Here is a 25,255-nt window from a genome sequence, read left to right on the forward strand (position 1 = left end):
GGCGCCTTATCCGTCGGCGGGGGTACTGTCAAGAGGGTTCTGCTCGCCGTGGTGAGCGATTTTTATGCCGAAAAAGCCATGAAAGCGATATGAGGAACGGAGTGGACACGTGACGCGCAGCGTGTACGTGACCGGCATCGACCGCGGTGACGGACGCCAGGTCGTGGAGCTGGGGGTCATGGAACTGCTGACCCGGCAGGTCGACCGGGTGGGTGTGTTCCGTCCGCTCGTCCACGACGGCCCGGATCGCCTGTTCGAGCTGCTGCGGGCCCGGTACCGCCTCTCGCAGGACCCGGCGACGGTCTACGGCATGGACTATCACCAGGCGTCCGCGCTCCAGGCCGAGCAGGGCACCGACGAGCTGGTCTCCGCCCTCGTCGACCGCTTCCACCTCGTGGCCCGCGACTACGACGTCGTCCTGGTCCTCGGCACCGACTTCGCCGACACCCAGCTGCCGGACGAGCTGTCGCTGAACGCCCGGCTCGCCAACGAGTTCGGCGCCTCCGTCATCCCGGTGGTCGGGGGCCGCAAGCAGCCCGCCGAGTCGGTGCTGGCCGAGACCCGCAACGCCTACCGCGCCTACGACGGCCTCGGCTGTGACGTCCTCGCCATGGTCGCCAACCGGGTGGCCCGCGAGGACCGCGACGAGATCGCCGAGCGGCTCGCGAACCGGCTGCCGGTGCCGACGTACGTACTCCCCGACGAACCCGCCCTGTCCGCGCCGACGGTCGCCCAGATCGCCCAGGCCCTCGGCGCCAAGGTGCTCCTCGGCGACGACTCCGGGCTCGCCCGGGACGCGCTGGGCTTCGTCTTCGGCGGCGCGATGCTGCCGAACCTCCTCACCGCCCTGACCCCGGGCTGCCTGGTCATCACCCCGGGCGACCGCGCCGACCTGGTCGTCGGCTCGCTCGCCGCGCACAGCGCCGGCACGCCGCCGATAGCCGGTGTGCTGCTCACCCTGAACGAGGTGCCGAGCGAGGAGATCCTCACCCTCGCCGCCCGCCTCGCCCCGGGCACCCCGGTCCTGTCGGTGTCCGGCAACAGCTTCCCCACCGCCGAGCAGCTGTTCTCGCTGGAGGGCAAGCTGAACGCGGCCACCCCGCGCAAGGCGGAGACCGCGCTCGGCCTGTTCGAGCGGTACGCCGACACCACCGGCCTGGCCGGCCGGGTCTCCGCGCCGAGCAGCGACCGGGTCACCCCGATGATGTTCGAGCACAAGCTGCTGGAGCAGGCCCGCTCCGACAAGCGGCGGGTCGTGCTGCCGGAGGGCACCGAGGAGCGGGTGCTGCACGCGGCCGAGGTGCTGCTGCGCCGGGGCGTGTGCGACCTCACCCTGCTCGGCCCGGTCGACCAGATCCGCAAGAAGGCCGCCGACCTGGGCATCGACCTCGGCGACACCCAGTTGATCGACCCGGCCACCTCCGAGCTGCGGGACTCCTTCGCCGAGAAGTACGCGGCCCTGCGCGCCCACAAGGGCGTCACGGTGGAACTGGCCTACGACGTGGTGTCGGACGTGAACTACTTCGGCACCCTGATGGTCCAGGAGGGCCTCGCCGACGGCATGGTGTCGGGCTCGGTGCACTCCACGGCGGCCACCATCCGGCCCGCCTTCGAGATCATCAAGACCACACCGGAGGCGTCGATCGTCTCGTCCGTGTTCTTCATGTGCCTGGCCGACAAGGTGCTGGTCTACGGCGACTGCGCGGTCAACCCGGACCCGAACGCCGAGCAGCTCGCGGACATCGCCATCCAGTCGGCGACGACGGCCGCGCGGTTCGGCGTGGAGCCGCGGATCGCGATGCTGTCGTACTCCACCGGCACCTCCGGGTCCGGTGCCGACGTCGACAAGGTGCGCGAGGCCACCGAACTGGCCCGCTCGCGCCGGCCCGACCTGAAGATCGAGGGCCCGATCCAGTACGACGCGGCCGTGGAGCCGTCCGTCGCCGCCACCAAGCTGCCCGGCTCCGAGGTCGCCGGGCAGGCCAGCGTGCTGATCTTCCCCGACCTCAACACCGGCAACAACACCTACAAGGCCGTGCAGCGCTCGGCCGGCGCGATCGCCGTCGGCCCGGTGCTCCAGGGTCTGCGCAAGCCGGTCAACGACCTGTCCCGGGGCGCGCTCGTCCAGGACATCGTCAACACGGTCGCCATCACGGCGATCCAGTCCCAGAGCCCCGCCCAGACCCCCAGCGAGAAGGCGTTCCAGCAGTGACCTCCCCCACCCGTGTCCTCGTCCTCAACTCCGGCTCCTCGTCGGTGAAGTACCAGCTGCTGGACATGCGGGACAGCAGCCGGCTCGCGGTGGGCCTGGTCGAGCGCATCGGCGAGCAGACCTCCCGGATCGAGCACACCTGCCTGGTCGGCGGCGACACCCGTGAGCACACGGGGCCGATCGCCGACCACGAGGCCGCCCTCAAGGCGGTCGCCGAGGAGCTGACCCGGGACGGCCTGGGCCTGGACTCCCCCGAGCTGGCCGCGATCGGCCACCGGGTGGTGCACGGCGGGATGTTCTTCACCGAGCCCACCGTCATCGACGACGAGGTGCTCACCGAGATCGAGCGGCTGATCCCGGTCGCCCCGCTGCACAACCCGGCCAACCTCACCGGCATCCGCACCGCGCAGGCGCTCCGCCCGGACCTGCCCCAGGTGGCCGTCTTCGACACCGCGTTCCACACGACGATGCCGGAGCCCGCGGCGCGCTACGCGATCGACCCGAAGATCGCCGACCGCCACCGCATCCGCCGCTACGGCTTCCACGGCACCTCGCACGCGTACGTCTCGCGGCAGACCGCCCGGCTGCTGGGCAAGGACCCGTCCGAGGTCAACGTGATCGTGCTCCACCTGGGCAACGGCGCCTCCGCCTCCGCGGTGGAGAAGGGCCGCTGCGTGGACACCTCCATGGGACTGACCCCCTTGGAGGGGCTGGTGATGGGTACGCGATCCGGTGATCTGGATCCGGCCGTCATCTTCCATTTGGCCCGGGTTGGGGATATGTCCATGGACGAGATCGACACTCTTCTCAACAAGAGGAGCGGTCTGTTCGGCCTGTGCGGGGACAACGACATGCGGGAGATCCGCCGCCGGATCGACGAGGGCGACGAAGAGGCCGCGCTCGCCTTCGACATTTACATTCACCGGATCAAGAAGTACATCGGCGCCTATTACGCGGTGCTCGGCACGGTGGACGCGGTGGCCTTCACCGCCGGGGTCGGCGAGAACGCGGCACCGGTGCGGGAGGCGGCCATCGCGGGGCTGGAGGGCCTGGGCCTGGCGGTCGACCCGGAGCGGAACGCCGTGCGGGGCGGCGGACCGCGGCTGATTTCGCCGGAGTCCGCCCGGGTGGCGGTCGCGGTGGTGCCGACGGATGAAGAACTGGAGATCGCGACGCAGACCTACGCACTGGTCGGAAAGAACAACTGAATAGCACCTGAGCGGTGTGGCACTCATTTGTATCTTCCGCCAGACGGAATATTCCGTAGCGAAACAAACCGATAGGATCGCCCCATGCGCCGTTCGAAAATCGTCTGTACTCTCGGCCCCGCGGTCGACTCCCACGAGATGCTCGTCGCCATGATCGAGGCGGGCATGAACGTGGCCCGGTTCAACTTCAGCCACGGCTCCCACGCCGAGCACCAGGCGCGGTACGACCGCGTCCGGGCCGCCTCCAAGGAGACCGGCCGTCCCATCGGCGTCCTCGCCGACCTTCAGGGCCCGAAGATCCGCCTGGAGACCTTCGCCGAGGGTCCGGTCGAGCTGGAGCGCGGTGACGAGTTCGTCATCACGACCGAGGACGTGCCGGGTGACAAGCACGTCTGCGGTACGACGTACAAGGGGCTGCCGGGTGACGTCTCCCGCGGCGACCAGGTCCTGATCAACGACGGCAACGTCGAGCTGAAGGTCCTGGACGTCGAGGGCCCGCGGGTGAAGACGATCGTCATCGAGGGCGGTGTCGTCTCCGACCACAAGGGCATCAACCTGCCCGGCACGGCCGTCAACGTGCCCGCGCTGAGCGAGAAGGACGTCGAGGACCTGCGCTTCGCCCTCCGCATGGGCTGCGACCTGGTCGCGCTGTCCTTCGTCCGGGACGCCAAGGACATCCACGACGTCCACCGCGTCATGGACGAGGAGGGCCGCCGCGTCCCCGTCATCGCCAAGGTGGAGAAGCCTCAGGCGGTGGAGAACATGGAGGACGTCGTGATGGCGTTCGACGGCGTGATGGTCGCCCGCGGCGACCTCGCCGTCGAGTACCCGCTCGAGAAGGTCCCCATGGTGCAGAAGCGCCTGATCGAGCTGTGCCGGCGCAACGCCAAGCCGGTGATCGTCGCGACCCAGATGATGGAGTCGATGATCACGAACTCGCGTCCGACCCGCGCCGAGGCGTCCGACGTCGCCAACGCGATCCTGGACGGCGCCGACGCGGTCATGCTGTCGGCCGAGTCCAGCGTGGGCGCCTACCCGGTCGAGACGGTCAAGACCATGTCGAAGATCGTCACCGCGGCCGAGCAGGAGCTGCTCTCCAAGGGCCTCCAGCCGCTGGTGCCGGGCAAGAAGCCGCGCACGCAGGGTGGTTCGGTGGCCCGTGCCGCCGCCGAGATCGCCGACTTCCTCGGCGGCAAGGGCCTGGTCGCCTTCACGCAGTCCGGTGACACCGCGCGCCGGCTCTCGCGCTACCGCGCGATCCAGCCGATCATCGCCTTCACCACCGACGAGGGCACCCGCAACCAGCTCACCCTCAGCTGGGGCGTGGAGTCGCACGTCGTGCCGTTCGTGAACACCACCGACGAGATGGTCGACCTGGTGGACCAGGAGATCTCCCGGCTCGGCCGCTTCGAGACGGGCGACACCCTCATCATCACCGCCGGCTCGCCCCCCGGGGTCCCCGGCACCACCAACATGCTCCGCGTGCACCACCTGGGCACCCAGAGCAACTGACCGGTCCCGCAAGGGTCTTGCACGGCACCGAGGGCGCCCCCCGCGACAGGGGGCGCCCTCGGTGTTGTGCGGCTCCCGAACTGGCTTGTACGACCGCTCAGTCGGTCGTGTACACGTGCATGCCGGGCACGTGCAGGTTGCCGCCGAACTGGGCCGCCTGGACCACCTTGACGTTGGTGAAGTAGATCAGCGGGATGTTCAGCGGGGGCGGGCTGTCGGGGCTGAACGTCACCGGGATCAGCCCGAACAGGTTGCCCGAGATGCTCTCGGTGTACATCACCGTGTCGCCGCCGGTGATGGTGGACGTCGAACCCTTGGCCGCCTGGACGTGGTACGTCTTGCCGGCCTGCTTGTCCTTCACCGTCTGGTGCAGGTCGCCGATGTCGGTGCCGCCGGAGATGACGTACTTCAGCACCTTCTTGGTGGTGCCGTTGGCCGTCCTGACCTCGACGATGCCCTGGTAGTTGGCGCCCTTGAGGAGCAGGGAACTGGCGTTCAGGTACCAGGGGTCGTCCGCCACCGGCACCTTGTTGTCGACGCCGCCCTCGTCGTCCGTGGCCACCGGGCAGTCGTCGGCGGAGGCCGACTCGCTCGCGGACGGGCTCGGCGTGGCCGACGCGGTCGCGTCCCCGGCCGCCTTCGTGGCGTCCCCGGCCGCCTTGGAGACGGTGCCGGTGGTGCCGTCGACGGTGTCCTTGACCGTGTCCGTGGCCTTCTTCACCGTGTCCTTGACGGTGTCCGAGGTGCCGCCGCCGGACTCCTTGCCGCCGCCGGATTCCTTGCCGCCGCCGGACGAGGTGCCCGTGGACGGGGTCTCCGTGGCGGACGACTGTGACGCGGACGGTGTCGGGGCCGGCGTCTGCGACGACGTGCCCGAGTCCTTGTCACCACCGGTGAGGAGGTCGCCGAGCGTGTCGCCGATGGTGTCGAGGACGTTCCCGCCGCCGCTCTGGGTCTGCGACTGCGTCGGCGTGGTCGTGTCACCGCCGGAACCCGAACCGGAGTCCGAGCCCGAACCGGAGCCCGACGAACCGGAGTCCGAGGAGCCGGAGCCGGAGCCCGAGCCGGAGTCGGAGGACCCCGAGGTCGCGGTGGGCTCGGGCGTGTCCTTGCCGCCCGAGTCGCCGGAACCCGAACCCGACGAGGAGGTGCCGCCCGGCTCCTGTGTCTTCCCGCTCCCGGCGGTCTCCGACGGCGACGGCGAGGCCGTGCTCTGCGACGCGGACGGCGACGGCGAGGCCGAGGGGTCCTTGGAGCCGTCGTCCAGCGCCTTGACGCAGTCCTTGTACTCGTCGGCCGTCAGGCTCTTCGCCGACGTCGACGGGGAGGGGGTGCCGTTGTTGTCGGCGAGGGCGAGCGTGGAGGTGAAGCCCATGCCCATGAGCACCGCCGTGGGCATGGCCACCGAGGCTATCGCCTTGCCGGCCGGCATGTGGAACCTGGTGAACAGCGGCTTTCTGGGGGCCGCGTGGCGGGGCCCGGTTCTCGCGCGGGACCCGTCCACGTCGGTCCCGCGGGTCACCTCGTCAGCCGGCACTGTGCCTCCCGTTCGCCCCGTTGGCCGGGCTCGTTCCTGACAGGTCGTTCTCCCACGGCGCCTTGTACGGCCCGGCCGGGCCGGGGTCGGCCGCCGGGGTCGTGCCCTGGTGCGGCAGCGGAGCCGTGCCCGGGGCACCGCCCGCGTCCGGGGTGGCCTCGGTCGGCGGCTGCTCCTGCGGAGGCGTGCCCGGCGCCCACGCCACGGCCAGCGCCCCGCCGACCAGGGCGAGCAGGAAGCCGATGACGAAGCCGCCGAAGTTGGACACGGGGATGGACACCAGCGCGAGCAGGATCGCGGCGACGCCCGCGAAGGTGCGGACGTGCTTCTGGAACCAGAGGCTGATGCCCAGGACGATGAGCAGCACACCGATGATCAGGGACCCGGCTCCCGCGGTGGTCGCCATGGCCAGCGTCAGGTGTCCGAGCTGGAGGTGGGCGTACGGGAAGTACATGATCGGAAAGCCGCCGAGCATGACGAACAGACCGGCCCAGAACGGCCGCGTGCCCCGCCAGGCGCGGAACTGCAGCCTCCGGCGGGTGAACTGGCCGGGTGCGGCGGCAGGAGTCTCGGCGCTCATGGAAAACAGCTCCCTGGTGCGGCGTTGCTGTGGTGGTGATGTGTGCCGCGTGTGAGGACGCGGCCGGAGAGTGGACGGGCGGGGGGCCACCGGCTCCCCCGCCCGTCAACGAGTGCTTAGTAGCACTCCTTGACACCCGTCGACAGCGACATCTTCAGGCCGCTGAGCTTGAAGGTTCCGGCGGTGGTCGCCCACGCCGTCTGCTTCACGTCGGACAGCGTGGCCCTGTCGGCCTGCTGGGCGAACCCGTACGGGTTGGCCTGCTCGCCGCCGCCCTTCATGCCCGGACCCTTGGAGGCGTCCTTGGCGGCCACACCGATGTCGATGTTCTCGAACGTCGCGTCGGCGTTGAGGTCGGCAACGTCGATGTAGATGTTGTCGGCCTGGACCTTGTCGGCGCCCGCGCCGCCGGCCCGCAGGATCAGGCTGACGTGGCCGAAGATCGGCACGTCGGGCGTGACCACGGACTGGCACAGGTTGGTGATCTCGGCGTGCTTGAACGCCGAGACGGCCACCGGGTGCGCCGTCTTGTCGCCCTGCAGCGTGTAGCCGCTGTCGATGGCGCCGTACTGCGAGAAGCCGGTGCCGACGAGCTGGTCGGCCGACACCTTGAACGACTGGCCGGACACGCTGAACGAGGCGGCCAGAGCACCCTGCGCGAGGGCGACACCTATACACGCCGTGGCGGCCACGCTGGGCACCATGACCACAGCGAACCGCTTCCATCTGGTCCCGCCACGCACCTGGGACTCCATATTTCCTCCTTCTCGGACGTACATCTCCTGGCCCGGGCTCGCCCCGAATCAGCGGCTCAGCCGGGCAGGGATGGGAGAAGTGCTACGTCCTCGGGAAGGAGAGCGCCCGCGCTCGGCGGCGCGAACCGCGCCCGAATCACCGGCGATCACCCCCGAGCGACAACCACTGGTCGCGCCTGACACGCATCACGCACAACCCTGCTGGACAGGCTTCGCCGGCCGGCGAAGACCCCCCTGCCCTAGACCCGGCGCCACTGCCGCCGGCTCTGCTCGGTGGGGACCCAGAGTCTCCCGGTGACCCGACCGGCTGCCGGGGTACGGGAATGGACCGAGCGTCGCCGATCGTGGTGCATTCTCGGCCCGGGCACAAGGGGGTTCGTTACTGGCTAGTAACGGGGGGATAACCGGAGGACGACCGACCGGTCTCGGAGTGCGACGCTCGGTGGCATCGAAGGGCAGAGCAAAGCCGTTGATCCCTGGACGAATCCAGACAGACCAACGGCCTCGATTTACTCGGAGTAACAGCGACCGCGATTACCAAGATTTGGTAAAGCGCGGCCGCCGTGATGCCTCGTCGGCAAACCTTTCACCCCGGCATCACAAGCCGTGGCGTTTAGCGACTGGTCAGAACAGGGCGCGCGCGAGCGCCCTGCGTGCGCCCACCACGCGCGGGTCCTCTTGGCCCACGACCTCGAACAGCTCCAGCAACCGGAGCCGTACCGCCTCCCGGTCGTCACCCGCCGTGCGCTGCACGGTCTCGATGAGCCGCCCGAAGGCGTCCTCGACGTGCCCGCCCACCAGGTCCAGGTCGGCGGCGGCGATCTGCGCCTGCGGGTCCTTCGGCTTCTCGGCGGCCTCCTGGCGCACCTTCTGCGGGTCCATGCCCTGCACCCGCTGGAGCAACTCGGCCTGCGCCAGGCCCAGCTTGGCCTCCGGGTGGCCCGGGTCGTCGGCCAGTACGTTCTTGTACGCCTGGACGGCCCCGCCCAGGTCGCCGGCGTCCAGCGCCTGCGCGGCCGCGTTCAGCGCGGCCTCGTACGGCCCCTCGGACGACGCGGCCTGCGGGGCGCCGCCCGGCTCCGCGTCCGGGTCGACGGTCAGACCGGTCAGCCCGAAGCGCTGCTCGGCGACCTCCACCAACTGGTCCAGGGTCTGCCGGATCTGCTGCTCACCGGCCACTCCCTGGAACAGCGGCAGCGCCTGGCCCGCCACGACGGCGAACACGGCCGGGATGCCCTGGATCCCGAACTGCTGCATCAGCATCTGGTTGGCGTCGACGTCGATCTTGGCGAGGAGGAAGCGCCCGTTGTACTCGACGGCCAGCCGCTCCAGGACCGGGCTCAGCTGCTTGCAGGGCTGACACCACTCGGCCCAGAAATCGATGACGACCGGGACTTCGGCGGAGCGCTGCAGGACGTCCCGCTCGAAGCCCGCCTCATCGACGTCGATGACGAGATCGGCCGGCGAGACGGCCCCCGTCCCGCCCTGCCGGGCGGCTTCTGCGCGCGCCTGCTCCGCCTTGGCCTTGGCCTCCTGGGCCGCCTTCACCGCGGCGAGGTCGACGACACCGCTCATGGACATGTTCCGTGGCTGCATGCGTCTATCCTCCCCCGATCCCGCGTCTGATGGAAAAAAGCGATGTGCGGCGCAGGGTCCCCACCCCACGCCTGGTGGTCGTCGCTCGCGTACGGCGCTCACGCGCTTTCGCTACGACCCGTAGCGTAATGCCATGAGGGCACCGCGCGACACCACACCCCGGTGATCTCCCTCACGACCGCACGGATCCCGCCGGTTATGGTCGGGGGATGCAGAGCCGCACCCCCGCCAGCCGTACCGGGCGCCCGCGCAGCGCCGCCGCGGACACCGCGATCCTGGCCGCGACCCGGGAGGCTCTGGTCGAACTGGGCTGGTCGAAACTCACCCTCGGAGACGTCGCCACGCGGGCCGGGGTTGCGAAGACGACGCTCTACCGCCGCTGGGCCGGCAAGAACGAGCTGGTCGTGGACGCGGTGGCGGAACTCTTCGACGAGCTGGAACTCCCCGACCGCGGCAGTCTCGCCGCCGACATCGAGGGCGTCGTCCTCCAGTTCGCGGCCATCCTGGCCCGCCCGGAGGCCAAGAGCGGCCTGATGGCGGTGGTCGCCGAGGCCACCCGCGACGACGCCCTGCGCGAGCGCATCCGCGCCTCCATCGTGGACCGCCAGGTACGGCTGGTTCTGGAGGGCCGCGCCCGGGCCCAGCGCCGGGGCGAACTCCCCCCGGAACCGGACCCCGGCGAGTCCGCGCGCACGGTGGACCTGATCTTCGACGTGGTCGCGGGCGCGGTGGTCCACCGCACCCTGGTGAGCGGGAAACCGGCGGACGAGGACTGGGTGCGCAGCTTCACGCGCCTGCTGCTCCAGGGCCTCACGTCCCAGTCCGCCGAGGGCACCTAGAAGCCGGCCGGCTCGGTGTACACCCCCCACTCGTCGCGCAGCACCCCGCAGATCTCCCCGAGCGTCGCCTCGGCCCGCACGGCTTCCAGCATCGGCTCGATCATGTTGGCCCCGGAGCGCGCGGCGGCGAGCATCCCGTCCAGCGCTCCGCGTACGGCCGCCTCGTCCCGCGCCGCCTTCCGCTCGGCGAGCACCCGCACCTGCTCCCGCTCCACCTCATGGCTGACCCGCAGGATCTCCAGGTCACCGGTGACGGACCCGGTGTGGACGTTGACGCCGACGACCTTCTTGTCACCCTTCTCCAGCGCCTGCTGGTACCGGAACGCGGACTCCGCGATCTCCCCGGTGAACCACCCGTCCTCGATCCCGCGCAGGATCCCGGACGTGATGGGCCCGATCGGGTGTCGCCCGTCCGGGTGAGCCCGCAGCCCCCGCTCCTTGATCTGCTCGAAGATCTTCTCCGCGTCCGCCTCGATCCGGTCCGTCAGCTGCTCGACGTACCAGGACCCGCCCAGCGGATCGGCGACATTGGCGACCCCGGTCTCCTCCATCAGCACCTGCTGCGTGCGCAGCGCGATCTCCGCGGCCTGCTCGGAGGGCAGGGCGAGGGTCTCGTCGAGCGCGTTGGTGTGCAGCGAGTTGGTCCCGCCGAGCACGGCCGCCAGCGCCTCCACCGCCGTACGCACCACGTTGTTGTACGGCTGCTGCGCGGTCAGCGAGACGCCCGCGGTCTGCGTGTGGAACCGCAGCCACTGCGCCTTGTCGGACGTCGCGCCGTACACGTCCCGCATCCAGCGCGCCCAGATCCGCCGCGCCGCCCGGAACTTGGCGATCTCCTCGAAGAAGTCGACGTGCGCGTCGAAGAAGAAGGACAGGCCGGGCGCGAAGACGTCGACGTCGAGACCGCGGCTGAGCCCCAGCTCGACGTATCCGAACCCGTCCGCCAGCGTGTACGCCAGCTCCTGCGCGGCCGTGGACCCGGCCTCCCGGATGTGGTACCCGGAGACGGAGAGCGGCTTGTACGCCGGGATGCCGGCCGCGCAGTACTCCATCAGGTCGCCGATGAGCCGCAGATGGGGCTCGGGCTGGAAGAGCCACTCCTTCTGGGCGATGTACTCCTTGAAGATGTCGGTCTGGAGCGTGCCGTTGAGCACCGACGGGTCCACGCCCTGCCGCTCGGCGGCGACCAGGTACATGCAGAAGACGGGCACGGCGGGCCCGCTGATGGTCATGGAGGTCGTCACGTCCCCCAGCGGGATGTCCTTGAACAGCACCTCCATGTCGGCGGCCGAGTCGATGGCGACCCCGCAGTGGCCGACCTCGCCGAGGGAGCGGGGATCGTCGGAGTCCCGCCCCATGAGCGTCGGCATGTCGAAGGCGACCGACAGGCCCCCGCCGCCGGCGGCGAGGATCATCTTGTACCGCTCGTTGGTCTGCTCGGCGTTGCCGAACCCGGCGAACTGCCGGATCGTCCAGGTGCGGCCGCGGTAGCCGGTCGGATGGAGCCCGCGCGTGAAGGGGTACTCCCCGGGCCAGCCGATCCGTTCGAATCCCTCGTACGTGTCGCCCGGTCGGGGCCCGTACACCGGCTCCACGGGGTCGCCGGAGAGCGTGGTGAAGTCCGCGTCGCGCTTGCGCGCGGCGTCGTAGCGGGCCTGCCAGCGTCGGCGGCCCTCCTCGATGGCGTGAGCGTCCATACCGTCGAATTTACTTGGACGTCCTAGTAAATGTCGATGGCAGACCGCCGCACGGCATCCGTACGGCGGTACCCGCTACGCCTTGGCGACGGCCGGGGCCTCGTCGGCGACCCGGGACTCCAGCTCGCGGCTGATCTTCCGCTCGACGAAGAAGGCGGCGGTGGGAATCGTCCCCGCCAGCAGCACCCAGAGCTGGCGGCCGACCGGCATCTTGGCCTTGGAGCCCAGGTCGAACGCGAAGATCAGGTAGACGACGTACAGCCAGCCGTGGGCGATGGCGACGACCCGGGTGAAGTCGGCGGCACCGTCGACGTCCAGCCCGTACTTCGCGATCATGCTCAGGCAGAGCAGCACCAGCAGCACGCCGGTGGTGTAGGCCATGACGCGGTAGCGGGTCAGCACGCTTTTTTTCATGGAGCGAGCGTAACCACCCGTTCCGGGAGATCTTGCCCCGGGTCACTTCTCCTCGAAGTCGTGCGCCGCGATCCGCAGCGGACGCAGCAGCGCGAAGATCTCCTGGCACTCCTCGGCGTCGTAGACCCCGAGCCCGAAGTCCATGGCCATCAGGTCGCGGGTGGCCGCGTCGACCACCTCGCGCCCCTTGTCGGTGATGACGGCCAGCGTGCCGCGCCCGTCGTTGGGGTTGGGCCGCTTGGCGACCAGCCCCGACCTCACCAGCCGGTCCACCGTGTTGGTCACGGACGTGGGATGCACCATCAGCCGCTCACCGATCTTGGACATCGGCAACTCGCCGGCCTTGGAGAAGGTGAGCAGCACCAGCGCCTCGTACCGGGCGAACGTGAGCCCGTACGGCTTGACCACCGCGTCCACCTCGGAGAGCAGGATCTGCTGGGCCCGCATGATCGAGGTGATCGCGGCCATGGACGGCACCTTGCCCCACCGCTGCTTCCAGAGTTCGTCGGCGCGGGCGATGGGGTCGAACGGGAGGCTGAGAGGCTTCGGCACGTCATCAGACCCTACCGGCCGGTCATATGCCGGTCAGCTCCGTCTCGCCTTTCGGTCCCCGGCCGGTCACGAGCGCGTCCCGAGGGGTCCTGGCGGCAGCAGCCGGCCCGGAGCCGCGGGGATGCGAGCGGCCTCAGGCGCGTCCACGCCGCCGCAGGTGGTGGCGGACGGCCCGCTGGGCGACCGGCCCCAGCGACTCCACCGCGGCCACCAACGCGCCCAGCTGCTCCAGCGCGTCGAGCGCCGCATGCGCCCCCGCCTCGTCCACCCCCTCGTACAGCTCGATCCCCACGAACGACGCCGCCACGGCCCGGGCCAGCCCCGCCGGATCGGCGAACTCACCGAAGGGTGTCGCCGCCAGCACCCGCCTGAGCACCTGCTCGATCTCGGTGATCCACAGGCCGAGCCCGGCCGCCGTGGCCGGCCCGAGGGCCGGGTGGGTCGGGGCGCCGGCCAGCAGCTGCCCGAGCAGCGCCACATGCCCCCCGGCCCGCTCGCGCTCATGGATCTCGCGGCCGACGGCGAGGAGCTCGGAGAGCGAGTCCACCGCGGCGAGGCGCTCGCGGTACCGGGCCACGGCCTTCTCGGCTCCGTACCGGCAGGCCGCGGCGAGCAGCTCGTCCACCGATCCGAAGTGGTAGAAGACCAGTGCCTGGTTGACCCCGGCCGCCGCCGCCACCGTGCGGGCCGACGTCCTGGCGATGCCCTGCTCGGTGAGCGTCAGCAGCGCGCCGTCCAGCAGCTTCGTCCTGGTCTCCTGCGCCTTGGCGGTCTCCGGGCTCACGCGCGCGCCTCCTCCCGCACCGGGCGCAGTCCGGGCCGGACACCGCGGGCCCGGGCGTCGGTGTACGACGCCGTGAAGGAGCCCTCGTAGCCGAAGAGCGGGCCGAACCAGCGGTTCACCACGCGGACGCGGATGCGGAAGCGGCCGGCCGTCTCGTCGTACGACTCCCGTACCTCGGCCGTCGCGCCGATGAGTTCGGGGACGCGGACGTCCACCGGGCCCTCCCGGAAGCGGTGCGCGCCGGAGCGGATGAGCAGGGAGCCGTCGGGCTCGGCACGGAAGTGCAGGTCCGTCGCGAGGTGCTGGTGGGTGCCGAGGTAGTCGAGGATGCGGTCGCCCCGGGGGCCGAGCACCATCTGGGCGTCGAAGCGGCGGGCCCGGCCGGGCAGGTGGAAGGTGCGCACGAAGCTCACCGTCTCACGGCCGAACGTGTCCCTGTACGGCACGTTCTCGATCACGAAGGGGACGTTCCGGCCGGGCCTGGGGACCAGGATGTTCCGGGTGGCGCCCAGGGCGAGGAACGGTTTCACGAAGGCCGGTCCGTGCCAGATCCGGTCCATCACGCCCCGGCCGGTGCATGCCTCGCCGCCGGCCAGGCCCACCGAGAAGCGGCGCCGCAGGGCCGGGTGGAGGCGCTGGAAGTCGGGTCCCATGGCGGTCTGGAAGATCGAGGTCATCCGTGCTTCTCCAGGGTGCGCAGGAGGCGGGGCGCGCAGGAGCGGGTGGCGGGGGTGCGCAGGCAGCGGCGGGCGGCCGGGGTACCGGCGAGCGGCGCCTTGAACAGGGCCAGGAAGACGCCGAGAACGAGCAGGAGCGGGCAGAGGTAGGCCAGCGAGTCCGCGACGGGGCCGGACGGGCCCGGGAGCGAGCCGCGTGCCAGTCCGGTCAGGCACAGGGCGAGGACGAGCGCGCGGACGGCCAGTTCGGCCAGCCAGCGGTACAGGGCCCGCTCGGGGGTGGTGCCCCGCTCCAGCCAGAGCCGGAGCCGGTCGAAGGACCAGGCGGTGGCCCAGCCCATGAGCGGGCGGAACAGCAGACGGTCGGCGAGGGCGCCCGGGGCTCCCCAGCGGGGGCGGTAGTCGTAGCCGGTGAGGAAGCGGACGCCGTGGGCGTCGGGGACGTAGCGCCAGTAGCCGCTGCCCTCGGCGATCAGGGAGAGCGGGTGCGGGGAGGCGAAGCGCAGGGCGGAGGTGCGGGTGCCGTCGGGGCGTTCCTTCTCGCCGGCGGCCACGCCGGTGCCGGAGACCGTGAGGAACGGCAGCACGCGCGTGGCGTACCGGAAGCGCTGTGGCTCGCCCGCCGCGCGCGGGAGGTACTCGATCTCGGTGAAGCGCAGGTCCCAGCGCTGGTGGTGGGCGGGGTCCTGGGTGCGGGCCCATAGCTCGTCGAGGTCGGCGCGGATGTGCGTCTCTATGTAGAGACCCATGTGTTCCCCCACGTGAGCACGGTGTTTGAGCGACTGCTCAAATCGTCTGGCCTGAACGTACACCTCGTTGAGCGATCGCTCAAAGGGGGGGATGAAAAAACCCCGGCCCTGGGGGCCGGGGTCTGACTGGCGGGCCCGCTACCCGGCGAGGTGCCGTTCGACGGTCTCCACCTTGGACGTGAGCCCGTCGGTCACGCCGGGGCGGATGTCGGCCTTGAGGACGAGCGAGACGCGCGGGGCACGGGCCTCGACGGCGGCGACGGCCCGCTTGACGACGTCCATGACCTCGTCCCACTCACCCTCGATCGAGGTGAACATGGCGTCGGTGCGGTGGGGCAGGCCCGACTCGCGGACCACGCGCACGGCGTCGGCGACGTACTCCCCCACGTCCTCACCGACGCCGAGAGGCGTCACGGAGAAGGCGACGATCATGCGTTCACGACCCCTTCCTTGCGGGCGCGGGCGGCGATGACGGCGTCCTCGGCCTCGCGGCGCAGCTTGCGCTCGGCGAAGAATCCGCCCGTCGGCAGCACCGAGAGGACGAAGTAGAGGGCCGCCGTCCCCAGCGGCCACTTGGCGCGGTTCCAGGCGTCCGCCCAGAAGATCACGTAGAGGATGAAGAGGACGCCGTGGACCGCGCCCATCACGGGGACCGCGTTGAAGTCCGTGGTCCGCTTCAGCACCGAGCACAGGAGCAGGATGAGGAAGGACACGGCCTCCGGGGCCGAGACCAGTCGGAGACGGCGGAGGGCGGTGGCGGTCTTGATGTCCACGGGTCACCTTCGATGGGAGTAATCGTTTGTGAACGCACGCACAAGCGTTCCCCCATTGTGGCAAACCGCGCCCCTAGGGGTCCGCTCAGGGTGGGTCTCCACCCATGGGCCCTGTTCCGTCCACCCGCCCGGCCGCTACTTTCGCAGCGTGGCGATGTTCCGGCTCCAGGGGAGCAAGGTCCTCGCCGTCGACATGACCGGGGACGCCGTGAAGGCGAAGAACGGCTCGATGGTCGCGTACGACGGGCAGATGGCCTTCAAGAAGCTGAGCGGTGGCGGCGAGGGGCTGCGCGGGATGGTGACCCGGCGGCTCACCGGTGAGCAGATGACGGTGATGGAGGTGAAAGGCCACGGGACCTGCTGGTTCGCGGACCGCGCGTCCGAGATCAACCTGGTGAGCCTCCAGGGCGACAAGCTCTACGTCGAGGCGGGCAACCTGCTGGCCACGGACGCGGGGCTGAGGACGGGCACGACGTTCACGGGGCTGCGCGGGGCCTCGCAGGGCAACGGCCTGTTCACGACGACCGTGGAGGGCCACGGCCAGGCGGCGATCGTCTCGGACGGGCCGGCCGTCGTGCTCCGGGTCACCCCGCAGTACCCGCTGATCGTCGACCCGGGCGCCTATGTGGCCCATCAGGGCGACGTCCGGCAGTCCTTCCAGTCCGGTGTGACGTTCCGCACACTCCTCGGGGAGGGCGGCGGCGAGGCCTTCCAGATCCGCTTCGAGGGCGACGGACTGGTGTACGTGCAGCCGAGCGAGCGGAACACGATCGCGGGGGACCTGTGAGATGACCTTCCGAGAGATCAACTCCAAGATGGTCGAGGCGACGGTGGCGCCGGGGCAGCGGCTGTTCAGCCAGCGCGGCGCGATGCTCGCCTACAAGGGGGACGTGTCCTTCACGCCCAACGTGCAGGGCGGCCAGGGCGGGCTGATGTCCATGATCGGGCGCCGGGTGGCCGGCGAGGCGACACCGCTGATGACCGTGGAGGGCAGCGGCACGGTCTTCTTCGGGCACGGCGGCCACCACGTCCATGTGATCACCCTGACCGGCGACACGCTCTACGTCGAGGCCGACCGCCTGCTCGCCTTCGAGGGCACGCTGCGACAGGGGACGATGTTCCTGGGCTCCCAGGGCGGGGTCATGGGCATGGTGCGCGGGCAGGTCACGGGTCAGGGGCTGTTCACGACGACCCTCCAGGGACAGGGCGCGGTCGCCGTGATGGCGCACGGCGGCGTCTTCGAGATCCCGATCACCCCCCAGCGCCCGGTCCACGTCGACCCCCAGGCCTACGTGGCCCACCACGGCGACGTCCGCAACAGGCTGTCCACGGCGCTCGGCTGGCGGGACATGGTGGGGCGGGGCTCCGGCGAGGCCTTCCAGCTGGAGCTGAGCGGCAACGGCACGGTGTACGTCCAGGCCTCGGAGGAGAAGCTGTGAGCACCTACGGAACTCCGGGCGCCGGGCCGGTCGTGTACGACCCGGTGACGCTGCCCGCCGACGACAACGTCAACAAGTACACCTTCTGTGTGGAGCTGAAGGGCGGGCAGTGGTTCCTCCAGAAGGGGAAGATGATCGCCTACTACGGGACGATCGGCTTCAACGGCATCGGGCACGGGCGACTCGACCGACTTGTCCGTACGTCGTTCCATTCGCCACTGCACGCGAGCGACTGGGTGGTGGCCGAGGGCTCCGGCAAGATGCTGCTGGCCGACCGGGCCTTCGACGTCAACTCCTACGACCTGGACGACGGGAACTTGACCATTCGCGCGGGCAACCTGCTCGCTTTTCAGCCAAGTCTCGCGCTCAAGCAGTCGATCGTGCCGGGTTTTCTGACCCTTATCGGAACCGGAAAGTTTGTCGCCGCATCTAACGGGCCGGTGGTGTTCATGGAACCTCCGATCCGGGTCGACCCTCAGGCGCTCGTCGGGTGGGCCGACTGCCCGTCCCCGTGCCATCACTACGACCACGGGTACATGGCGGGTGTACTGGGCGGTCTGCGTGCGATGACGGGCGTCGGCGGGGTTTCCGGGGAGGAGCACCAGTTCGAGTTCGTGGGCGCCGGGACGGTGCTGCTGCAGTCGACGGAGACCCTGATGGCCGAAGGGGCCACGGGGACGATTCCTCCCGAACCGGGGGTCCCGGGTGGTGGCGGAACGGCGCCGGGCGGACACGGTCCGCAATCGTCGGCCGTACCGCGCCTTCCCGGACAGCTGGGGGACCTCCAGCGTCGCTTCGGGCTGTGAGCGGTAGTCTGCGGAGTGTGACGTCGAACGCGTGCGCACTGTCACACCACCCGAAGTAGTTCGTCATTCAACTTCTTAGGTAGACTTCATTCATGGAGACCGAGACGGCCACGCGCTGGCTGACCGATGCGGAGCAGTGCGCTTGGCGCACCCACCTGGAGGTCAACAGGCTGTTGACGTACCAGCTCGAAAAGGATCTGCAGCCGTTCGGCCTGACAATGAACGACTACGAGATCCTGGTGAACCTGTCCGAGTCGGAGGACGTGCGGATGCGGATGAGCGACCTCGCCTCCGCGACGATGCAGTCCAAGAGCCGGCTCTCGCACCAGATCACGCGTATGGAGAACGCGAACCTGGTGCGCCGCGAGAACTGCGACACGGACCGGCGAGGACTGTACGCCGTGCTCACGGAGCACGGCATGGAGACGATGAAGAAGGTCGCGCCGCACCATGTCGCGTCGGTGCGCCGGCACTTCATCGACCTGCTGTCGCCGGACGCGCTGATGGAACTGGAGAAGGCGCTGAAGCCCATCGCCGAACACCTGCGGGGGCAGCGGGGTCGTCCCTGAGCCGGACTCGTCGGCTCAGGGCGCGGTAGCCGGGCGGGGGCAGGTCACGCGGCCCGGCGCTGACGGGATGCCGCCGCGCCCACCCGCGCCGCCGTCCCGGTGACGCGGCAGCCCGCGGCCACGGCGGCCACCAGGGCGGTTCCTCCCGCCAGGGTGAAGCACAGGGGCAGCGGCAGTCGGCCGATCAGCAACCCGGCCGCCATCGCACCGCCCGAGCTTCCCGCGTTCACCGCCATGTTCACCCATGCCCCGGCCCGCGTGCGGGCGCTCTCGGGGGCCGATTCGTCGGCCAGGAGGTAGGCCGTCGTCAGGGCCGGGGCAATGAACGCTCCCGCGCAGGCCATGGCCGCCGTGAGGGTCCACAGGTCGGGGGCCAGGCCCGCTGCCGCGAGCACCAGACCGAGGCACACCCCGAACCGGCACAGCCGGGTCCGGGCGCTCGTACGCCACCGCACCACCCCGTTGGCCAGACCGCCCAGCGCACTTCCCGCCGAGAGCGCGCCCAGCACCCACGGGACCAGGGCGGGGTCGTAGGAACGTTCCGTGGCGAAGGCCATCACCAGCAGCTCCACGGCGCTGAGGGCCAGCCCCGCGCCCAGGGCGACCGCGACCGGGGGCAACAGCCCCCGCACCAATCCGGCCGGTTCCCGGACGCGCTGCGCCTCGACGGGCAGCCCCGAGGCAGCCTTTTCCCCGGCACTCCCTTCCCCGTCAGGCCCTTCGCCGGCGGGCCCCTCGCCCGCGAGCCGGACCCCGGCAGAGCCCTCCTCCCGGGGTGTCCGGCGCTGAGCCGTCATCGCCGGGGATGTGACGAAGCCGCACGTGCCCCCGGCGTTCAGAGCCGCGCTGAGGAGGATTCCGGCGGCCGGTGGGGCGAAGCCCCCCAGCAGGGCGATCAGGGCCGGACCGGAGACGTACAGCAGTTCCTCGGCGACTCCGTCCAGGCTGTAGGCGCGTCGCAGCAGGTTCCGGTCCGTCACCAGTTCGGACCACAGGGCGCGCATGGTCGGGCCCAGCGGCGGCGCGCAGGAGCCCGCGAGGGCGGCCGTGAGTCCGACGGCCGCCGCCGGTGCGCCGGGACGCCAGGTCAGGACGGCCAGGACGCTCAGCAGGACGCCGTACAGCGCGGACATGGGCGGCAGCACCAGGCGCGGGCCGTGGCGGTCGATCAGGGAGGCCCGCAGCGGCATCAGGAAGACCGTCGTGGCGCCGAAGAGGGAGAGAACGGTGCCGGAGACGGTGTAGGACCCGGTGGCGTGGGTGACGGAGAGCAGCACCGCGAGCGAGACCATGCCGTAGGACAGGCGGGCCGTCAGGGCTGCGGTGAAGGTGCGGCGCGCATGCGGGACGCGCAGGACGGCGGCGTACGAGGGCCGCGAATGGGGCGTGGACACGCGAGGTTCCTCTGGGAGAGGCGGAAGAGGCGGACACCGAAGGGCGCGGTGGCCGTCAGTCCGGCCCCGCGATCCCGGGTGCGCTCTACGCCAAGGAGAGGAACATGCCGGTCAAGGTAGCAGCGTGATCACCGCGTCGGCGACCCAGATTCTTCGGTCAGCCCAGCGACCCCACCAGCCCCCAATCAGCCCATCCCCACGCAGGAGAAACCCAGCCCCCGGCGGACGGCGGTCCGCTCGCCGTCCTCAGCCCTCCGTCAGGCCCGTGACCAGTTCGTCGGCCGCGCGGTACGGGTCCAGCTGGCCGGCGACGATCCGTTCGGCGAGGGCGCTCAGGCGGCGGTCGCCGTGCAGGTCGCCGATGCGTTCGCGCAGCGCCGTCACCGCGATGGTCTCCACCTCGCGGGCCGCGCGGGCCTTGCGGCGCTCCACGAGGATCCCGCGCTCCTCCATCCAGGCCCGGTGCTTCTCCAGAGCCTCCACGACCTCGTCGACGCCCTCGGCGCGGGCCGCGACCGTCTTCACGATCGGCGGGCGCCAGTCGCCGGGGCCGCGGGCCTCGCCCAGGCCCAGCATGTGGTTCAGCTCGCGGGCGGTCGCGTCGGCGCCGTCCCGGTCGGCCTTGTTGACGACGTACACGTCGCCGATCTCCAGGATTCCGGCCTTGGCGGCCTGGATGCCGTCGCCCATGCCGGGGGCGAGGAGGACCACGCTGGTGTCCGCCTGGGAGGCGATCTCCACCTCCGACTGGCCCACGCCGACCGTCTCGACCAGGATCACGTCGCAGCCGGCCGCGTCCAGCACCCGGATGGCCTGCGGGGCCGCCCAGGCCAGGCCGCCGAGGTGGCCGCGGGTCGCCATGGAGCGGATGTAGACGCCGGGGTCGGAGGCGTGCTCCGACATCCGGACCCGGTCGCCGAGCAGGGCGCCGCCGGAGAACGGCGACGAGGGGTCGACGGCCAGGACGCCGACCCGCTTGCCCTGCTTGCGGTACGCGGTGACGAGCGCGGAGGTGGAGGTGGACTTGCCGACGCCCGGCGAGCCCGTCAGGCCGACCACGTACGCGTTGCCGGTCAGCGGGGCCAGCGCCGCCATGACCTCCCTCAGCTGCGGGGACGCCCCCTCCACGAGGGAGATCAGCCGGGCCACGGCCCGCGGCCGGCCTTCCCTGGCCTGGGCCACCAGAGAGGAGACGTCCTGCATCACAGCTCCGTTCAGTTCACCACGTACCGGACACCGGCGTACCGGGGACAGACCCTCGGGGTCTCAGGCCTTCGGTACCCGCACGATCAGCGCGTCACCCTGGCCGCCGCCGCCGCACAGCGCCGCCGCGCCGACGCCGCCGCCGCGCCGCTTGAGCTCCAGCGCCAAGTGGAGCACGAGCCGGGCGCCGGACATGCCGATCGGGTGGCCCAGCGCGATCGCGCCGCCGTTGACGTTCACCTTTTCCGTGGACACGCCGAGGTCCTTCATTGACTGCACGGCGACGGCGGCGAAGGCCTCGTTGATCTCGATGAGGTCCAGGTCGGAGACCTCCAGGCCCTCCTTCTTCAGGGCGTGGCGGATGGCGTTCGACGGCTGGGACTGGAGGGAGTTGTCCGGGCCGGCCACATTGCCGTGCGCGCCGATCTCGGCGAGCCAGGTCAGGCCCAGCTCCTCGGCCTTGGCCTTGCTCATCACGACCACGGCCGCCGCACCGTCCGAGATCTGCGAGGAGGAGCCGGCCGTGATGGTGCCGTCCTTGGCGAAGGCCGGGCGCAGCTTGGCCAGGGACTCGGCGGTGGTGTCACCGCGGATGCCCTCGTCCTTGCTGAACAGCACCGGCTCGCCCTTGCGCTGCGGGATCTCCACCGGGGTGATCTCGGCCTCGAACAGACCGTTCTTCTGGGCGGCCGCCGCCCGCTGGTGGGACAGGGCGGCGATCTCGTCCTGCTCGGCGCGGCCGATGCCGAGGCGGGTGTTGTGCTTCTCGGTGGACTCGCCCATCGGGATGTTCTCCCACGGGTCGGTCAGGCCGTCGTAGGCCATCGCGTCGAGCATCTGCACCGCGCCGTACTTGTAGCCTTCGCGGGACTTGGGCAGCAGGTGCGGGGCGTTGGTCATGGACTCCTGGCCGCCCGCGACGACGATGTCGAATTCACCCGCGCGGATCAGCTGGTCGGCCAGGGCGATGGCGTCGAGGCCGGAGAGGCACACCTTGTTGATGGTGAGCGCCGGGACGTTCATCGGGATGCCGGCCTTGACGGCGGCCTGGCGGGCCGGGATCTGGCCGGCGCCGGCCTGCAGGACCTGGCCCATGATCACGTACTGCACCTGGTCGCCGCCGATCCCCGCACGGTCGAGGGCGGCCTTGATCGCGAAGCCGCCCAGGTCGGCTCCGGAGAAGGACTTCAGCGAGCCCAGCAGCCGCCCCATGGGCGTCCGGGCGCCCGCGACGATCACCGAGCTGGTCGTTCCAGAAGACATGAGGTGCGATCCCCTTCCAGCTGCGCACAGCCGAGGAGTGAACGAGGGTTTACTTCGAATGTACTGAGCGGTTGGACATGGCGTCACCGGCCCGTCGGTGTGATCGCGCGCACGTTGCGTAACCATCCGGGGAGCGCTGCACTGAATCCATGCTGACGCGAATCGACCACATCGGGATCGCCTGCCACGACCTCGACGCGACCGTCGAGTTCTACCGGGCCACGTACGGCTTCGAGGTGTTCCACACCGAGGTCAACGAGGAGCAGGGCGTGCGGGAGGCCATGCTCAAGATCAACGAGACCTCGGACGGCGGAGCCTCCTACCTCCAGCTGCTGGAACCGACCCGCGAGGACTCGGCGGTCGGCAAGTGGCTCGCGAAGAACGGGGAGGGCGTCCACCACATCGCCTTCGGCACGGCGGACGTCGACGGGGACGCCGCGGACATCCGCGGAAAGGGCGTCCGGGTGCTGTACGACGAGCCACGACGCGGCTCCATGGGGTCGCGGATCACCTTCCTGCACCCCAAGGATTGCCATGGCGTCCTGACAGAACTGGTCACTTCGGCCCCTGTTGAGTCACCTGAGCACTGACCCCCGTACATAAGGGCCGGTAGGGTTGGGGGCGGTCGTCCCTGAAACGGGGGCGGCCGCATGCCGGGGTCCGGGTTTCGGGGGACGAGCGTCGGGGCAGCAGCCCGTGCTCCGCCGTCTGTCTGACACCATTCCCCGGGGGCCCCGTTCGGCGGATGGACGGAGCTCGTTGGAGAAGCTGACCAGGGGACGGATGGGACCGCGCAGTGCGGGGCTACGAGAGCCAGGAGCGAGAGCCGGCGGCTGACGTCGACCACCTCTCTCGGTTCGAGGCCGAGATGAAGCGGCTGAGGACCGAGCGCGAGAAGGCGATCCAGCACGCCGAGGACCTCGGCTACCAGGTCGAGGTGCTGCGCGCCAAGCTGCACGAGGCGCGGCGCACCCTCATGACCCGGCCCGCCTACGACGCGGGTGACATCGGCTACCAGGCCGAGCAGTTGCTCCGCAACGCCCAGATGCAGGCCGAGCAGCTGCGCCAGGACGCCGAGCGGGAGCTGAGCCAGGCCCGCGCCCAGACCCAGCGCATCCTCCAGGAGCACGCCGAGCAGGCCGCGCGGCTCCAGGCCGAGCTGCACCAGGAGGCGGTGACCCGGCGCCAGCAGCTGGACCAGGAGCTGGCCGAGCGCAGGGCCACCGTCGAGTCGCACGTCAACGAGAACGTGGCCTGGGCCGAGCAGCTGCGCGCCCGCACCGAGCAGCAGGCCCGCAGGCTGCTGGAGGAGTCCCGCGCGGAGGCCGAGCAGGCGATGGCCGCCGCCCGCGCGGAGGCCGAACGGCTGACCCGGGAGGCCCGGGAGCGGCTGCAGAGCGAGGCCGAGTCGGCGCGCGCGGAGGCCGAGCAGATCCTGCGCCGTGCCCGCACGGACGCCGAGCGGCTGCTGAACGCGGCCTCCACGCAGGCCCAGGAGGCGACCGAGCACGCCGAGCAGCTGCGGACGGCCACGGTCACCGAGTCGGACGCGGCCCGCCGGCAGGCCGCCGAGCTGAGCCGGGCCGCCGAGGAGCGGATGGCGGCGGCCGAGGAGGCGCTGCGCAAGGCGCAGGCCGAGGCCGAGAAGGTGGTCACGGAGGCGAAGGAGGCCGCCGCCAAGGCCCTCGCGACCGCCGAGGCCGCCAACGAGACCCGGACGCGCACCGCCAAGGAGCAGGTGGCCCGGCTGGTCGAGGAGGCCACCAAGGAGGCCGAGCAGACCAAGTCCGAGGCCGAGCAGCTGGTCGCGGACGCCCGCGCCGAGGCCGAGAAGATCGTCGCCGAGGCCGCCGAGAAGGCCCGGTCGATCACCGCCGAGGAGACGGCCAGCCAGCTGTCCAAGGCGGCCAAGACCGCCGAGGACGTCCTGAACAAGGCGTCCGAGGACGCCCAGAAGACCACCCGGGCCGCCGCCGAGGAGGCCGAGCGGATCCGCTCGGAGGCCGAGGCCGAGGCGGACCGGCTGCGCGCCGAGGCGCACGACATCGCCGAGCAGCTCAAGGGCGCGGCGAAGGACGACACCAAGGAGTACCGCGCCAAGACGGTCGAGCTGCAGGAGGAGGCCCGCCGGCTGCGCGGCGAGGCCGAGCAGCTGCGCGCCGACGCGGTCGCCGAGGGCGAGTCGATCCGCGCCGAGGCCCGCCGGGAGGCGGTCGCGCAGATCGAGGAGGCGGCCAAGTCCGCCGAGGAGCTGCTGGCCAAGGCCAAGGCGGACGCCGACGAGCTGCGGCAGACCGCGACCGCCGACAGCGAGAAGGTGCGCACCGAGGCCATCGAGCGGGCCACCGGCCTGCGCCGGCAGGCCGAGGAGACCCTGGAGCGCACCCGCAAGGAGGCCGAGCGGCTGCGCGCCGAGGCCGCCGAGCAGGCCGAGACGGTCCGGTCGGACGCCGAGAAGGCCGCGCGGGAGCTGCGCGAGGAGGCCGAGAAGGCCGTCGAGTCCCGTCGTGCCGAGGCAGCCGAGGAGTTGAGCCGGCTTCAGACCGAGGCGCAGGAGCGGCTGGCGTCGGCCGAGCAGGCGCTGGATGACGCCCGCGCCGAGGCGGCGCGGATCCGCCGGGAGGCCGCCGAGGAGACCGAGCGGCTGCGCGCGGAGTCCGCCGAGCGGATCCGCACGCTCCAGCAGCAGGCCGAGG

24 protein-coding genes and 1 pseudogene are annotated in these 25,255 nt (G+C 71.0%); 10 read left to right on the plus strand and 15 right to left on the minus strand.

Annotated elements, in window-relative coordinates:
• Positions 1-109: 109 nt before the first annotated feature.
• From pta to pyk, 3 genes are all read left to right on the plus strand, one after another.
• Positions 110-2,212: a phosphate acetyltransferase gene (gene pta / locus ABZV94_RS19630; protein WP_356341713.1), complete on the plus strand. Its 2,103-nt coding sequence runs from the start codon at positions 110-112 to the stop codon at positions 2,210-2,212.
• Entirely contained in the window at positions 2,209-3,420 is a 1,212-nt protein-coding gene (locus ABZV94_RS19635; RefSeq protein ID WP_356341714.1) for an acetate kinase, read from the plus strand. The genes pta and ABZV94_RS19635 overlap by 4 nt, the downstream gene beginning before the upstream one ends.
• Before the next feature lie 84 nt (positions 3,421-3,504).
• Positions 3,505-4,932 carry a pyruvate kinase gene (gene pyk / locus ABZV94_RS19640; RefSeq protein WP_356341716.1) on the plus strand — a complete coding sequence of 476 codons (1,428 nt, stop codon included), beginning with the start codon at positions 3,505-3,507 and terminating at the stop codon, positions 4,930-4,932.
• Between the two features lie 97 nt (positions 4,933-5,029).
• On the opposite strand, the gene ABZV94_RS19645 is transcribed toward pyk, so the two are convergent.
• The 4 genes from ABZV94_RS19645 to ABZV94_RS19660 all read right to left on the minus strand — a co-directional run bounded on the left by ABZV94_RS19645 (position 5,030) and on the right by ABZV94_RS19660 (position 9,400).
• Positions 5,030-6,469, minus strand: a complete 1,440-nt coding sequence (locus tag ABZV94_RS19645) for a hypothetical protein (protein ID WP_356341718.1) — start codon at positions 6,467-6,469, stop codon at positions 5,030-5,032.
• On the minus strand, positions 6,459-7,049 hold the full coding sequence (locus ABZV94_RS19650; protein ID WP_356341720.1) for a DUF6114 domain-containing protein: 591 nt from the start codon (positions 7,047-7,049) through the stop codon (positions 6,459-6,461). The genes ABZV94_RS19645 and ABZV94_RS19650 overlap by 11 nt, the downstream gene beginning before the upstream one ends.
• A 116-nt stretch (positions 7,050-7,165) precedes the next feature.
• On the minus strand, positions 7,166-7,804 hold the full coding sequence (locus ABZV94_RS19655; protein ID WP_356341723.1) for a DUF6230 family protein: 639 nt from the start codon (positions 7,802-7,804) through the stop codon (positions 7,166-7,168).
• A gap of 624 nt (positions 7,805-8,428) precedes the next feature.
• Positions 8,429-9,400, minus strand: a complete 972-nt coding sequence (locus ABZV94_RS19660; protein WP_356341725.1) for a tetratricopeptide repeat protein — start codon at positions 9,398-9,400, stop codon at positions 8,429-8,431.
• Positions 9,401-9,609: 209 nt separating this feature from the next.
• Here ABZV94_RS19660 and ABZV94_RS19665 point away from each other — a divergent pair, with 209 nt between their 5' ends.
• Entirely contained in the window at positions 9,610-10,239 is a 630-nt protein-coding gene (locus tag ABZV94_RS19665) for a TetR/AcrR family transcriptional regulator (RefSeq protein ID WP_356341727.1), read from the plus strand.
• On the opposite strand, the gene ABZV94_RS19670 is transcribed toward ABZV94_RS19665, so the two are convergent.
• The 8 genes from ABZV94_RS19670 to ABZV94_RS19705 form a co-directional block, all read right to left on the minus strand.
• Positions 10,236-11,936 (minus strand): methylmalonyl-CoA mutase family protein, encoded by a 1,701-nt coding sequence (locus ABZV94_RS19670; protein WP_356341729.1) that lies wholly within the window; start codon positions 11,934-11,936, stop codon positions 10,236-10,238. The genes ABZV94_RS19665 and ABZV94_RS19670 overlap by 4 nt on opposite strands.
• 75 nt (positions 11,937-12,011) lie before the next feature.
• Positions 12,012-12,350 carry a DUF3817 domain-containing protein gene (locus tag ABZV94_RS19675; RefSeq protein WP_356341732.1) on the minus strand — a complete coding sequence of 113 codons (339 nt, stop codon included), beginning with the start codon at positions 12,348-12,350 and terminating at the stop codon, positions 12,012-12,014.
• A 42-nt stretch (positions 12,351-12,392) separates the two neighbouring features.
• Positions 12,393-12,902: a MarR family transcriptional regulator gene (locus tag ABZV94_RS19680; protein WP_356341734.1), complete on the minus strand. Its 510-nt coding sequence runs from the start codon at positions 12,900-12,902 to the stop codon at positions 12,393-12,395.
• Between the two features lie 133 nt (positions 12,903-13,035).
• A complete protein-coding gene (locus tag ABZV94_RS19685; RefSeq protein WP_356341737.1) occupies positions 13,036-13,686 on the minus strand; it encodes a TetR/AcrR family transcriptional regulator in 651 nt (216 codons plus the stop codon).
• Entirely contained in the window at positions 13,683-14,363 is a 681-nt protein-coding gene (locus ABZV94_RS19690) for a DUF4166 domain-containing protein (RefSeq protein WP_356341739.1), read from the minus strand. The genes ABZV94_RS19685 and ABZV94_RS19690 overlap by 4 nt, the downstream gene beginning before the upstream one ends.
• Positions 14,360-15,112: a hypothetical protein gene (locus ABZV94_RS19695; RefSeq protein WP_356341741.1), complete on the minus strand. Its 753-nt coding sequence runs from the start codon at positions 15,110-15,112 to the stop codon at positions 14,360-14,362. Before ABZV94_RS19695 ends, ABZV94_RS19690 begins: the two co-directional genes overlap by 4 nt.
• A 138-nt stretch (positions 15,113-15,250) precedes the next feature.
• Positions 15,251-15,544 carry an MTH1187 family thiamine-binding protein gene (locus tag ABZV94_RS19700; protein ID WP_356341743.1) on the minus strand — a complete coding sequence of 98 codons (294 nt, stop codon included), beginning with the start codon at positions 15,542-15,544 and terminating at the stop codon, positions 15,251-15,253.
• Positions 15,541-15,885, minus strand: coding sequence for a DUF3817 domain-containing protein (locus ABZV94_RS19705; protein ID WP_171152742.1), 345 nt, complete (start codon positions 15,883-15,885; stop codon positions 15,541-15,543). Before ABZV94_RS19705 ends, ABZV94_RS19700 begins: the two co-directional genes overlap by 4 nt.
• Before the next feature lie 154 nt (positions 15,886-16,039).
• On the opposite strand from ABZV94_RS19705, the gene ABZV94_RS19710 reads away from it, so the two are divergent.
• From ABZV94_RS19710 to ABZV94_RS19725, 4 genes are all read left to right on the plus strand, one after another.
• Positions 16,040-16,672 (plus strand): AIM24 family protein, encoded by a 633-nt coding sequence (locus ABZV94_RS19710; RefSeq protein WP_356341761.1) that lies wholly within the window; start codon positions 16,040-16,042, stop codon positions 16,670-16,672.
• Between the two features lies 1 nt (position 16,673).
• Complete coding sequence (locus tag ABZV94_RS19715; protein ID WP_356341745.1) at positions 16,674-17,324, plus strand: AIM24 family protein; 651 nt, start codon at positions 16,674-16,676, stop codon at positions 17,322-17,324.
• Positions 17,321-18,130: an AIM24 family protein gene (locus tag ABZV94_RS19720; protein ID WP_356341747.1), complete on the plus strand. Its 810-nt coding sequence runs from the start codon at positions 17,321-17,323 to the stop codon at positions 18,128-18,130. The genes ABZV94_RS19715 and ABZV94_RS19720 overlap by 4 nt, the downstream gene beginning before the upstream one ends.
• Before the next feature lie 92 nt (positions 18,131-18,222).
• A complete protein-coding gene (locus ABZV94_RS19725) occupies positions 18,223-18,699 on the plus strand; it encodes a MarR family transcriptional regulator (RefSeq protein ID WP_356341749.1) in 477 nt (158 codons plus the stop codon).
• 44 nt (positions 18,700-18,743) lie between these two features.
• On the opposite strand, the gene ABZV94_RS19730 is transcribed toward ABZV94_RS19725, so the two are convergent.
• The 3 genes from ABZV94_RS19730 to ABZV94_RS19740 form a co-directional block, all read right to left on the minus strand.
• Positions 18,744-20,093, minus strand: a complete 1,350-nt coding sequence (locus ABZV94_RS19730; RefSeq protein ID WP_356341751.1) for an MFS transporter — start codon at positions 20,091-20,093, stop codon at positions 18,744-18,746.
• Positions 20,094-20,339: 246 nt separating this feature from the next.
• Complete coding sequence (gene meaB, locus ABZV94_RS19735) at positions 20,340-21,296, minus strand: methylmalonyl Co-A mutase-associated GTPase MeaB (protein ID WP_356341754.1); 957 nt, start codon at positions 21,294-21,296, stop codon at positions 20,340-20,342.
• Positions 21,297-21,359: 63 nt separating this feature from the next.
• A complete protein-coding gene (locus ABZV94_RS19740; RefSeq protein WP_356341756.1) occupies positions 21,360-22,559 on the minus strand; it encodes an acetyl-CoA C-acetyltransferase in 1,200 nt (399 codons plus the stop codon).
• A 149-nt stretch (positions 22,560-22,708) separates the two neighbouring features.
• On the opposite strand from ABZV94_RS19740, the gene mce reads away from it, so the two are divergent.
• A complete protein-coding gene (gene mce / locus ABZV94_RS19745; protein WP_030656158.1) occupies positions 22,709-23,149 on the plus strand; it encodes a methylmalonyl-CoA epimerase in 441 nt (146 codons plus the stop codon).
• Positions 23,150-23,355: 206 nt separating this feature from the next.
• Positions 23,356-25,255 (plus strand): annotated as a pseudogene (scy, locus tag ABZV94_RS19750) (polarized growth protein Scy); the annotation flags it as partial.

Source organism: Streptomyces sp. NPDC004658, from assembly GCF_040609555.1.
Taxonomy (GTDB): domain Bacteria; phylum Actinomycetota; class Actinomycetes; order Streptomycetales; family Streptomycetaceae; genus Streptomyces.

What these genes read in the sequence shown, in the direction of transcription:
- ABZV94_RS19700 (WP_356341743.1), bottom strand. Translation starts at nt 15,544, where the DNA reads ATGATCGTCGCCTTCTCCGTGACGCCTCTCGGCGTCGGTGAGGACGTG.
- ABZV94_RS19690 (WP_356341739.1), bottom strand. Translation starts at nt 14,363, where the DNA reads ATGACCTCGATCTTCCAGACCGCCATGGGACCCGACTTCCAGCGCCTC.
- pyk (WP_356341716.1), top strand. Translation starts at nt 3,505, where the DNA reads ATGCGCCGTTCGAAAATCGTCTGTACTCTCGGCCCCGCGGTCGACTCC.
- ABZV94_RS19725 (WP_356341749.1), top strand. Translation starts at nt 18,223, where the DNA reads ATGGAGACCGAGACGGCCACGCGCTGGCTGACCGATGCGGAGCAGTGC.
- ABZV94_RS19675 (WP_356341732.1), bottom strand. Translation starts at nt 12,350, where the DNA reads ATGAAAAAAAGCGTGCTGACCCGCTACCGCGTCATGGCCTACACCACC.
- ABZV94_RS19710 (WP_356341761.1), top strand. Translation starts at nt 16,040, where the DNA reads ATGTTCCGGCTCCAGGGGAGCAAGGTCCTCGCCGTCGACATGACCGGG.
- ABZV94_RS19655 (WP_356341723.1), bottom strand. Translation starts at nt 7,804, where the DNA reads ATGGAGTCCCAGGTGCGTGGCGGGACCAGATGGAAGCGGTTCGCTGTG.
- ABZV94_RS19665 (WP_356341727.1), top strand. Translation starts at nt 9,610, where the DNA reads ATGCAGAGCCGCACCCCCGCCAGCCGTACCGGGCGCCCGCGCAGCGCC.
- ABZV94_RS19740 (WP_356341756.1), bottom strand. Translation starts at nt 22,559, where the DNA reads ATGTCTTCTGGAACGACCAGCTCGGTGATCGTCGCGGGCGCCCGGACG.
- mce (WP_030656158.1), top strand. Translation starts at nt 22,709, where the DNA reads ATGCTGACGCGAATCGACCACATCGGGATCGCCTGCCACGACCTCGAC.
- ABZV94_RS19670 (WP_356341729.1), bottom strand. Translation starts at nt 11,936, where the DNA reads ATGGACGCTCACGCCATCGAGGAGGGCCGCCGACGCTGGCAGGCCCGC.
- ABZV94_RS19650 (WP_356341720.1), bottom strand. Translation starts at nt 7,049, where the DNA reads ATGAGCGCCGAGACTCCTGCCGCCGCACCCGGCCAGTTCACCCGCCGG.
- ABZV94_RS19660 (WP_356341725.1), bottom strand. Translation starts at nt 9,400, where the DNA reads ATGCAGCCACGGAACATGTCCATGAGCGGTGTCGTCGACCTCGCCGCG.
- ABZV94_RS19715 (WP_356341745.1), top strand. Translation starts at nt 16,674, where the DNA reads ATGACCTTCCGAGAGATCAACTCCAAGATGGTCGAGGCGACGGTGGCG.
- meaB (WP_356341754.1), bottom strand. Translation starts at nt 21,296, where the DNA reads ATGCAGGACGTCTCCTCTCTGGTGGCCCAGGCCAGGGAAGGCCGGCCG.
- ABZV94_RS19695 (WP_356341741.1), bottom strand. Translation starts at nt 15,112, where the DNA reads ATGGGTCTCTACATAGAGACGCACATCCGCGCCGACCTCGACGAGCTA.